This is a genomic window from Photobacterium sp. OFAV2-7, from assembly GCF_022347985.1.
In the GTDB taxonomy this organism is placed as follows: Bacteria; Pseudomonadota; Gammaproteobacteria; order Enterobacterales; family Vibrionaceae; genus Photobacterium.
The window spans coordinates 18,709-27,249 of sequence record NZ_JAKRFQ010000012.1; the positions used below are offsets into that span (position 1 = coordinate 18,709).

Annotated in this window: 8 protein-coding genes; 5 read left to right on the forward strand and 3 right to left on the reverse strand. The window is 55.9% G+C overall.

The genetic code is table 11. The annotated features are described in order from the left end of the window. Positions 1-109 precede the first annotated feature (109 nt). The 3 genes from MHN01_RS02600 to MHN01_RS02610 all read left to right on the forward strand — a co-directional run bounded on the left by MHN01_RS02600 (position 110) and on the right by MHN01_RS02610 (position 5,125). Entirely contained in the window at positions 110-1,837 is a 1,728-nt protein-coding gene (locus MHN01_RS02600) for a hypothetical protein (protein ID WP_239409904.1), read from the forward strand. Further along, positions 1,837-2,574 (forward strand): DUF3726 domain-containing protein, encoded by a 738-nt coding sequence (locus MHN01_RS02605; RefSeq protein WP_239409911.1) that lies wholly within the window; start codon positions 1,837-1,839, stop codon positions 2,572-2,574. The genes MHN01_RS02600 and MHN01_RS02605 overlap by 1 nt, the downstream gene beginning before the upstream one ends. Positions 2,575-2,785: 211 nt before the next feature. Further along, positions 2,786-5,125, forward strand: coding sequence for a Tex family protein (locus tag MHN01_RS02610; RefSeq protein ID WP_239409905.1), 2,340 nt, complete (start codon positions 2,786-2,788; stop codon positions 5,123-5,125). An 87-nt stretch (positions 5,126-5,212) separates the two neighbouring features. Here the strand turns inward: MHN01_RS02610 and MHN01_RS02615 are convergent, their stop codons facing one another. From MHN01_RS02615 to bioH, 3 genes are all read right to left on the reverse strand, one after another. Further along, positions 5,213-5,674, reverse strand: a complete 462-nt coding sequence (locus MHN01_RS02615; protein WP_239409906.1) for an ATP-dependent Lon protease — start codon at positions 5,672-5,674, stop codon at positions 5,213-5,215. A 38-nt stretch (positions 5,675-5,712) separates the two neighbouring features. Then, positions 5,713-6,081, reverse strand: a complete 369-nt coding sequence (locus MHN01_RS02620; protein WP_239409907.1) for a hypothetical protein — start codon at positions 6,079-6,081, stop codon at positions 5,713-5,715. A gap of 113 nt (positions 6,082-6,194) precedes the next feature. Further along, positions 6,195-6,959 (reverse strand): pimeloyl-ACP methyl ester esterase BioH, encoded by a 765-nt coding sequence (gene bioH, locus MHN01_RS02625; RefSeq protein ID WP_239409908.1) that lies wholly within the window; start codon positions 6,957-6,959, stop codon positions 6,195-6,197. A gap of 60 nt (positions 6,960-7,019) precedes the next feature. Between bioH and MHN01_RS02630 the strand changes: the two genes are divergently transcribed. Continuing rightward, positions 7,020-7,715: a ComF family protein gene (locus MHN01_RS02630; protein WP_239409909.1), complete on the forward strand. Its 696-nt coding sequence runs from the start codon at positions 7,020-7,022 to the stop codon at positions 7,713-7,715. A gap of 123 nt (positions 7,716-7,838) precedes the next feature. Then, entirely contained in the window at positions 7,839-8,417 is a 579-nt protein-coding gene (gene nfuA, locus MHN01_RS02635; protein ID WP_239409912.1) for a Fe-S biogenesis protein NfuA, read from the forward strand. The last annotated feature ends 124 nt before the right edge of the window (positions 8,418-8,541 follow it).

Consider the following 8,541-nt stretch of genomic DNA (forward strand, 5'->3'; position numbering starts at 1 on the left):
ACAGCCCTACACTACGCTTTACAGCTAAGGTCAGGCAGCCTGTCGAGCTGCCTTCCATAATAAATAATGAGCCGTTACCGGCTCAGACAACTTGGATATGGTGAGCAAAATGGATGCACATCGTTGTACTGGAACCCAACCACAACTTCGTCACCCGGATACCGTCATGGCCCCGGAGCGACTAGGCGCCATGCATCAGACCCGGATCAGCTTCGTCAGGAGCCTGATCCGCCGGATGGCCAATCAGCACTGGCAAGTTAGCCAATATCGCTGGGCTTTGTCCGAGCTCGGATTCGGTACGGCGATCTATCGCCTGCAAACACCCGAGAACCACTACCATCTGGTAGTCTTTTCCGATGCCATCGCCGATGAAGAGCGTAACGACCGGGTTATCGCGGAAAAGTGGGATATCACTTTCGCCCTGGTACAAGGTGATGTAGACGATGCGCTATTGACCCAGCTGCAAAGCAATGTGCCGCTCCAGGAAGCCGGTCGCAATTCCAGCAAAGTACTGGTACTGGCCCGAGCCAACAAGAGCGTCCGGGTGTTTGACCACCTGGTCGAATCCCTGTCCCGGGGCCGTCAGCCTGACAGTCAGGTACTCGCCAATGTCGGCTATATTCTGCGTACCACTGCCGTCTACGGTAACGGCAAATTCGGTATTGCCGACTTCGAGATTTTAAAAAACAATGACGACTTCAACCTGTCCTTCAGCGCCCAGATGTGTGCCGTGTACATGCTGCGCCAGTTCAGCCTCGACTGGATCCACTTCCTTGCCCGGCAGCAAGGTGGCGACGAGGCTGTCGAGCTGGCACGCCCCCTCCAGCGGTACCTGGGAGTGGGCAATGCAACCGGATTGGGCATGGCGCCTTACCTCATCAACCACCCCCGCATCGTCGATCAGTGGTTGTCCGAGCGGGAAAAAGCCGTTGCTGCTATCAGCAATAAGGCAATCACTCCGGCGGGTTGCGAGACAATAATTCCGCTGCTCCAGCGTGCCTGTCTGCACCTGCAGCAGGTCGTCACGATTGATGACCACCAGCGGGCATTGAACCACCAGGCTGTCAGTGACATCGAGGCGGTGATCGGTTCGCTGCCCGTCGCAGCAAACCAGCACCAATCCTGGCTACACTGGCTAGAGCAGAATCAACGCTATAGCTACGAGGCACAGGAAATTGCCCTAGCCTGCCTGCTGGAGCTCTACCCTGAGGATGTCGACAACTTCGAAAACACCATGAATGCCGATGAGAACCTAGCACTGAGCCCGGGTATTACCGTCGGCGATCTGCAGCAACTACTCGCCACCCGGTACCGCTGGGCGCTGGACATCGATTTCACCCAGCCGGAAAACAGCTACTGGTTCTGGTACCGCTCGGAGGACAAAGAAGAGCCGCGAATGGGAGTGCGGGGCCAGGAGCCGGGAGAAGATCGCGAGCTCGGGCTCGATATTGCCCGTCAGGTTTACCGCTTAAACCAGGCATTGTCAGCAGAATCCGGCCAATGCTCGCTGGCGGAGTTTCTGCTCAAGCAGCCACAATTTCGCTCCATCGCCCGTAGAGCCTGGACCCTGGGCCATTGCCCGATGGGCGACATTCAGATGAACGTGCTCAGCCTGACGGCACTGCCTATGCATCTCTTGCGCTGTAAGCTGGCTATGTTTGGAGCCACCAAGTTTGATCCGCGTTCTGATCGCTGGGTACGGGTAACCTTTTTCCAGGGCGCGCCCCTGAGCGATGAAATACATGACGGCGAATGGCTATTCCCACTGCTGCCTGTCAACGACACAGCTACCAACACCACTGCCAACACAAGCTCTCAGCCGGAGGACAACGCATGATGCAAGTCTCACACAACGAACTGGTAGTACTGACAGGCAAAGCCTTTACCGGCCTGCGACGCAGCTGTGGTGAAGCCGACATGATAGCCAATATGGTTGCCGACCTGGAAATGGTCGGCCTCAACGGCGTCGAACACTTCGTCAAGGCGCTGGACTTTCTGCAGCAGGAGCGCGACTGTCCGGTGGATGTCGAAGCCACCTCTGAAGCCCAGCTCACAGCCAACCTGCATGGCTGCAGCATTCTCTGCCACCTGCCGACAGTGCTTGATTTCACCCTTGAAAAGCTGATTGGCCGAAACAGCATTACCCTCGATATCCAGCACTGTCATAACCGCTGGCTGGCCTTTGGCGAACTGGTCAAACTGGCTGCCAAGGGGTTATCGGTCAAAGCGACCTGGTACAACGGCCATGATCCCAAGCATGTCGTGTATGTGCTTAACAAAGGCTGCGTTAACCCCGAGCTCTTTGTCTCTGCCCGGCCAACAAAGCAGCCGTTGTGCCTGCATAGCCTAAAGATTGAAATCAGCACCCAGCCTATCCCGTTGCCTTCCACCGCCGAGTTCGATCACCATATCTCGTCGCAGACCCTGGCTGAAACCCAGGCGCAAGCCTGGCAGGAAGGCATCACCGTCGATGAAACACACTGGCAGCGGATCAAACAGGCTGCCGGCGCAATCCTGGTCGAATCCAGCGATACCTCCCGCCGCGGTGCCGGTGAATCGGAACCGTCTCTGTAACCCTTTCCCCCGCTTTTCACGAGTTGGTGCCTGTCCTTACCGCTGACTCGTGAGTAAAGCGCGATTCCCCTCGCTCTGAAGCCATATCGCATTCTTGCTCCCAACCGCCTACGCTTAACGGGCACTGACACACTCTTAACAGATCACGCCTTGCTACTCCTCCATTCCTCCGTAGAATGGGCGGGTTAACGACAACCAAGAGATACAACGGATGAGCAACGCTATTAATCAGATGATTGCCAGCGAGCTGAATGTTCGCAACGAGCAAATCACGGCAGCAGTCACTCTGTTAGATGACGGTAACACGGTGCCCTTTATTGCCCGCTACCGTAAGGAAGTCACCGGAGGACTGGACGATACCCAACTTCGTAACCTGGAATCCCGCCTCGGTTACCTGCGCGAGCTGGACGATCGCCGCCAGGTTATCCTCAAGTCCATTACCGAGCAGGGCAAGCTGACCCCAGAGCTAGAAGCAGAAATCACCGGGGCCGACAGCAAGACCCGCCTTGAAGATCTGTACCTGCCTTATAAGCCAAAGCGCCGTACCAAAGGACAGATTGCCATTGAAGCCGGTCTGGCTCCGCTTGCCGACACCCTGTGGCAGCAACCGAGCCAGGAGCCGGAAGCCACAGCAGCAGGCTATGTGGATGCCGACAAGGGCGTTGCCGACACCAAGGCTGCCCTTGATGGTGCCCGTGCCATTTTGATGGAACGCTTTGCCGAAGACGCCGCGCTGCTGGACAAAGTCCGCCGCCACCTGCAAAGCAATGCCGAGCTCACCTCCCGTCTAGTTGATGGCAAAGAGCAAGAAGGCGCCAAGTTCAAGGACTACTTCGAATACAACGAGCCGCTGAAAAACATTCCGTCGCACCGTGCCCTAGCCCTGTTCCGTGGCCGGAACGAAGGTTTTCTGCAGCTATCATTGAACGCCGATCCCCAGCAGGAAGAAGGTGTCCGCGGCTCTTACTGCGAAATCATGATTGCCGATCACTACGGCGTGACCCTAGGCAGCCAGCCTGCCGATACCTGGCGCAAACAGGTGATCAGCTGGGCATGGCGGATCAAAATTCTGATGCACATGGAAACCGAGCTGATGAGCGCGCTGCGCGAGAAAGCCGAAGACGGTGCGATGCAGGTATTTGCCGACAACCTCAAAGACCTGTTGATGGCAGCGCCGGCTGGTCCGCGTATCACCCTGGCACTGGATCCGGGCCTGCGGACTGGCTGTAAGGTAGCCGTGGTCGATCAGACCGGCAAGCTGCTCGATACAGCCACTATTTACCCGCATCAGCCGCAGCGTCAGGTTGCCCAGTCGGAAGCCACCGTACTGGCGCTGATTGCCAAACATAACGTCGATCTTATCGCGATCGGCAACGGCACTGCTTCACGTGAAACAGACAGTTTTGTTGCCAGCCTGCTCAAAGACAACAATCTTAAAATCCAGAGTGTGATGGTGAGCGAAGCCGGCGCCTCGGTCTACTCGGCCTCGGAGCTGGCAGCCAACGAGTTCCCTAACCTGGATGTCTCCCTGCGTGGTGCCGTGTCTATCGGCCGCCGCCTGCAGGACCCGCTTGCAGAGCTAGTGAAGATTGACCCGAAATCCATCGGTGTCGGCCAGTACCAACACGATGTCAGCCAAAGCATGCTGGCCAAGCGTCTGGATGCGGTCGTGGAAGACTGTGTAAACGCCGTCGGTGTCGATGTCAACACCGCCTCACCGGCGCTGCTGACACGGGTTGCAGGCCTGAACACCACCATTGCCCAGAATATTGTCAGCTACCGCGACGAGAACGGCCGTTTTGATGCCCGTACCACCCTGAAGAAAGTGGCGCGCCTCGGGCCGAAGGCCTTCGAGCAGTGTGCCGGCTTCTTGCGTATCATGGACGGCAAGAACCCGCTCGACAGCTCGGCGGTACACCCTGAATCCTACGCGGTGGTCAAAACCATTGCTGCCAGCAATGACAAGCCGGTTGATGCCATTATCGGTAACAGCGACTTCCTTCGTAGCCTTAAGCCTGCCGAGTACACCGATGAGAAATTCGGCCTGCCGACAGTCACCGATATCATCAGCGAGCTGGACAAGCCAGGCCGCGACCCGCGTCCTGAATTCAAGACCGCCACATTTGCCGAAGGTGTCAACGAAGTCAAAGATCTGATCCCGGGAATGATACTCGAAGGCGTGATCACCAATGTCACCAACTTCGGGGCCTTCGTCGATGTCGGTGTCCACCAGGACGGACTGGTCCACATCTCGGCACTGTCTGAGAAATTTGTGTCAGATCCACGCGAGGTGGTCAAAGCCGGTGATATCGTCAAAGTGAAGGTCATGGAGGTTGACATGCAACGTAAGCGAATCGGCATGTCGATGCGCCTCAGTGACGAGCCGGGACAGGAGAAACCTGCCCGCAAGCCGCAGGGGCAGCGCCAGCAGCCTCGTGAACAGCGCCAACCGCGAGGCAATAGCAGCCGCGGTCATCAACAAGGCCAAGGCAATAACAGCGCGATGGGCGGTGCCTTTGCCGCAGCCTTTGCCAACGCGAAAAAGAAATAAACAGTAACGAAGGGCTAACAACGAGCCTCGAGTGAAAGCAAAAGAGCCAGCATCTGCATGCTGGCTCTTTTTTGTTTTCGGGTTTATTTACAACACCACCAAATATTCCGTCGGCGGGTTAGGTACGGTGGCCTGCGCATAGCGATGGGCGACAACCCCCTTGGTACGCTCGACCTGGCTGATTTTCTCCAGCTCCTCAAGCAAGTCTCTCGGCAGCTGAATGTGCATGGAGTAACCCAGCTCGCTAACATCGGCCATATAGCTATCGGCTGACAAAGCCTTGACCAACTGCTCGAAATCCTCCTGATAGCCGTACTGCTTCTCGGCGACCGAAAGTTCCTGATAGTCGGGGTGTTCGCTAGGATCCCAGGAAGGCTTTTTGAGCTGCTTTTCATCACTGCTGAGTGGTTTTTCCCGTGCGGATTCGGCGGTTTGAGTCGGCGGAACGATTTTTTCACGAACGCGATTATCCCGCGCGACCTGTTCGGTAGGCGGGTTCACTGAGGGAGCAACGGTTGGCGCTCCTACCTGTACTGGGGAAACAATCATGCTGACGCTCTTCTCCGGGCATCAGCTGACGGGGTCAATCAGGCGATTGCAAGCAACACCGTCGCTACCGTACCCAGGGCTGACAGCACTTGCCCTGCAGTATAGAAATCATCGGTATTGTGCTTCACTTCATCGGGGTGATCCATACCCAATGCACCATAGGCAAACGACTCAGCGAGCTGCGTTGTTTGCGTACCATCATCAGCTTCAGTTATCTGTTTGCCCGTGTCTGCGGCCTGCATACGTTTCGCCTCTTCGGAGATCGATACGGAGCTTTCGCCGGTTTTCACGGAACGGGTTTGCTCAGCCGTCGGACTCCCTTCACTAGTCTTGGCTGAAGCTGCAGCCGACGCTTTTAGCGTCGCAGGCGAATAAACAGTTGTATTCGCAACACTTCCTACTGTCATTATGGCTTCTCTCCTTTACAGAGCAACTCCATTATAAAAATATCGGCAACATTTTCGAAAAGTTTAATAAAATGTTATCGATGTGCCACACATGACCAGTAATTCCGTAAAGCCTACCCGGTGAAAGTACGCAGTGCCTTCACAAACTCCTCGGGGTGCGAAATGAACGGAGCGTGCGATGCCGCGGCAAACACTTGCCGCTCGGAGCGGGGCGCCAGCGCATCCAGTTCGGCAGCAACCTTCACCGGCACCAGGCCGTCAAGCCGCCCGTACAAACGTAGCCAGGGCTGAGAAACCTGATCCAGCTGCTCACGCAAATCGACGTCAGCCAACAGCTGCAACCCGGACGCCAACGCCTTAGGGTTAGGCTGGGGACGCGATAGCACCGCCTGCTTCAGCAGCTTGATATCCTGCCGTGCCGTCGGGCTTCCCATTGCCTGCAGCGCCATAAAACGCTCGACGGTCTGCTGGAAGTCATCACTCAGCTGGCGCTGAAAATCATTCAGAACTTGAGGCTTAATTCCTCGCCATGTGTTTTCGGCTGCAAAACGCGGGGAGCTGGCAACCGTCACCAGTGCATTCACCCGCTCAGGCGCCTGAATGGCAGCCTGGGTCGCGACCAGTCCGCCAAGGGACCAGCCTAGCCAAATTGCAGACTCTGGTGAATTTTCAAGCAATTGGTATGCCATTTCTTCAATATTATCGACATGAAGATCACGACTGTGACCATAGCCGGGTAAATCGACCGAGTGCACCCGAAAATGCGGTGTCAGCAATGGCAGGAGCTGTTGCCAAACGGCGCCGTTCATGCCCCAGCCATGAATGAGAACCAGATCCGAACCTTGGCCTTCAGTTTGCCAGTGAAGCTTGGCAGTCATTTACACTTCCCTCTATGAGTCGCACGAACAGGCAATAATCAGCCCGACAGGATGGTTAGGATGTTATCCCCTTTCTCGCTAAGATCAATCTTTCAATGGCCCAACCAGCACTGCCAGCTGTGCCATTTACCGCTATCTCAGCATGAGCAGCACTGGTGCCGACACTGCCTCGGCCGCTTTCCACTGCCTCCCTACTGCGCCCGCTGTGGCGCTACCATGCTGCAGCCATCGAACCAGTGCGGCCATTGTCTGTCGAAGCCGCCACCCTGGCAGCAGTTCTACCGGCTCGGCGAGTATGACTTTCCCCTGCGCCAGCTGGTACACCAGCTCAAGTTCGGCGGCAAGTTCTGGCTGGCCGAACCACTCGGCCGCCTGCTTGGCCAACAAATCCGCTATCCAGCCCCGGCGGTTATCCCAGTGCCGCTGCACCCGCTACGCCGGTTTTCTCGCAGCTTCAACCAAAGCACTTTGCTCGCCCGGGCAGTGGCCCATGAAACCGGCAGCCAGTGCCTGCACAATGCCATAAGGCGAATCCGCTATACCCGAACCCAGCGCCAGCTGAGCAAAAGCGAGCGCAAGAAAAACCTCAATCAAGCCTTTATACTTAAAGCAAAGCAGCTTCCTGAGCATGTCGCCATCGTTGATGATGTCGTCACCACAGGCAGTACCGTGGCAGAGCTTACACGCCTACTCCTGCGCAACGGGGTCCGGCAGGTCGATATCTACTGCATCTGCTATACCCCGCCGCGGAAATAATCGCAGAAAGTAGCCAGAAATGTGATTAAAGCATAGTCACAACGATTAGGGGGTGATACAAAGGGCGTCTAAGAGTAGAATAGAATTAGTCTTACTAAATAAGTCAGGTATTACGTCGTGTCTATGATTACTATTTCTGAAAGTGCTCAACAGCATTTTGGCAAACTTCTTGCCCAGCAGCCGGAAGGCACTAACATCCGAGTATTCGTGGTTAACCCTGGTACTCAAAACGCAGAGTGCGGCGTGTCCTACTGCCCACCGGAAGCGGTAGAAGCAAGCGATACTGAGATTAAACTTGATCTGTTCTCTGCCTTCATTGACGAGCTAAGCCTACCGTTTCTTGAAGATGCGGAGATTGACTTTGTCACCGACAAAATGGGCTCGCAGCTGACGCTGAAAGCGCCGAATGCCAAAGTTCGCAAGGTGTCTGACGATGCCTCGCTGATGGAGCGTGTCGACTACGTTATCCAGACTCAGGTTAACCCGCAGCTGGCAGGCCACGGCGGCCATGTTTCGCTGGCGGAAATCACCGAAGAGGGTGTGGCTATCCTTCAGTTCGGCGGTGGCTGTAACGGTTGTTCAATGGTCGATGTCACCCTGAAAGAAGGGATCGAGAAAGAGCTGCTGGCCCAGTTCAGCGGTGAGCTAACCGGTGTGCGTGATGTTACTGAGCACGCCCGCGGCGAGCACTCTTACTACTAAGAGCCAAGTGCAATAAAAAAGCGAGAGCCGAGGCTCTCGCTTTTTGTTTCTGTATTTTCTTTGCCGACTTTGCTTAATTGCTTGGCAGCTTAGCGGGGTTACGATTCGATTATCGTAATCGTCA

Coding starts and splice junctions, on each gene's coding strand:
- MHN01_RS02615 (WP_239409906.1), bottom strand. CDS start 5,674: ATGATTGTTTCCCCAGTACAGGTAGGAGCGCCAACCGTTGCTCCCTCA.
- MHN01_RS02630 (WP_239409909.1), top strand. CDS start 7,020: ATGTTATCCCCTTTCTCGCTAAGATCAATCTTTCAATGGCCCAACCAG.
- bioH (WP_239409908.1), bottom strand. CDS start 6,959: ATGACTGCCAAGCTTCACTGGCAAACTGAAGGCCAAGGTTCGGATCTG.
- MHN01_RS02600 (WP_239409904.1), top strand. CDS start 110: ATGGATGCACATCGTTGTACTGGAACCCAACCACAACTTCGTCACCCG.
- MHN01_RS02605 (WP_239409911.1), top strand. CDS start 1,837: ATGCAAGTCTCACACAACGAACTGGTAGTACTGACAGGCAAAGCCTTT.
- nfuA (WP_239409912.1), top strand. CDS start 7,839: ATGATTACTATTTCTGAAAGTGCTCAACAGCATTTTGGCAAACTTCTT.
- MHN01_RS02610 (WP_239409905.1), top strand. CDS start 2,786: ATGAGCAACGCTATTAATCAGATGATTGCCAGCGAGCTGAATGTTCGC.
- MHN01_RS02620 (WP_239409907.1), bottom strand. CDS start 6,081: ATGACAGTAGGAAGTGTTGCGAATACAACTGTTTATTCGCCTGCGACG.